The sequence below is a fragment of the Daejeonella sp. genome (assembly GCF_049655485.1).
Lineage (GTDB): Bacteria > Bacteroidota > Bacteroidia > Sphingobacteriales > Sphingobacteriaceae > Daejeonella.
Genome location: NZ_JBASJU010000304.1, coordinates 1 through 1,506, shown reverse-complemented (window position 1 = coordinate 1,506; position 1,506 = coordinate 1). Strand labels below are relative to the sequence as shown.

The window sequence follows — 1,506 nt, the reverse complement described above, 5'->3', positions numbered from 1 at the left end:
CCTGACTCATAAGTCCCCCTGCTATAAGCCGTCTAATCACCTCAGTACCCGACGTTTTCTCCTGTAAATTATTGCTGATAAGCTCGCTTTTACTCAGGTGATCATGGGTTAATAAAATCGACAAAGCGGTAAATTCTTCTGCACTTTGGATTGCTGTGCCATCCAGGGCTTTCTTAATATAAGATTTCGCATAACGACTCATATATACAAACAACCTTCCGATGCTGTTATCCAGCTGGTAGGCTAAGTCTTGAGCCTGAGCTTCGTTTTTTCCGAAGCGTACATCCTCACTTAATGCCGTGATCTCTTCCTCAGCGATGTTATTTGATAGAAATCCTGAAAACTCTGCAAGAGAGATTTGTTTACCGGGATTCTCATTCTCCTGCCTTTCTAGCAGGCTGATGAGTTCGTGAATTAGTTGGTAAGATTTCATAGCCTTATTTTTATTGTTGAGATATTGCTCATACGTACTGTTTTAAAGCCGGGCTCCGCAGTTTAAATTCAGAATAAGCCAGTTGGTATTTGAGCTTCAGGTCACCTGTTGGTTTAACACTTTTAAATGCTCCCAGTAGGCGGATGAGTACTAATTTATATGCAGGCAATTTTGGAGATGTGATTGACAGCTTTTCGGAGATTTCATCTCCTAATAAATATTTCATTAGTCCTTTAATATCATCCGCTGTTGCTTTGCTTTCGTTAACCGAAAGTATATGAGCGATCAGTGCAGACGTTAGTTCTTTTCCATGGTCTGAAGCGACAAATTGCCTTTCCTTGATGCGTTTGTCGAGAAACTCAGCCTGCGAAGCATCCTCTGGGATAAGCTCTTCTTCCAGGCCACTTAATGATCCAACCACCGCCCAAATATGCAAAAAGGCTTCTTCGTCCGGCCTGCTGACCCGATATCCCAGCAGGCGCAGACCTCTGATAACGATCAGTGAAAACGACAAGTTGGTACCAGCCATGTCTTCCTGGTTAATTGCCAAACCCCATGACTCGTCCCATTTTCCACTATTGTTAATATAATGCCTGACAAAGGCATGAACTATCCGAACCTTTGCGATCTCGGCGAAAGCCTTGCCTTTCTTTTCAAAGGCATTGGGTCCAAGTACTTCCCAGATAAAAATGGCGGTGTCAAATAATCGTTTGGTGGTTTGCTTGCGGATTAATTCGGTTATGTGCAAGACCCTGGCTCCCTGGGCGGCGGTATAGCAGTAGGGAAGCGATAACAGCCCTAAAAGGCTCATGACCATCTCTGAATGCCGGGCAAAGAAATCAGATCCTTTACGCATCAATTCTGGATCGGCCCAGTCGGGCAGATCTCTGGCTTTCGAAATAAAGGAAACATCAGGGTAAGCAAGCTGTAATTGTTCTAAAGCTTCGGAACTCGTTTCAAGCATCATCCATTCCTGTAGATCCTTCTTTTTCTGGGTGTCGGCAAATACTTCAGCAACAAAAGTATCGGCATCGGCATCACCAAGGAGTCTTCTGGAATTTAAGAAGTTGTCA

General features: G+C 43.9%; 2 protein-coding genes. Both read right to left on the bottom strand.

Annotated elements, in window-relative coordinates:
* Positions 1-433 (bottom strand): hypothetical protein (locus WBJ10_RS12575; RefSeq protein ID WP_424290810.1); only part of this gene is annotated, 433 nt, incomplete at its 3' end.
* 28 nt (positions 434-461) lie between these two features.
* A partial coding sequence (locus tag WBJ10_RS12570; RefSeq protein WP_424290808.1) for an oxygenase MpaB family protein occupies positions 462-1,506 on the bottom strand: 1,045 nt, incomplete at its 5' end.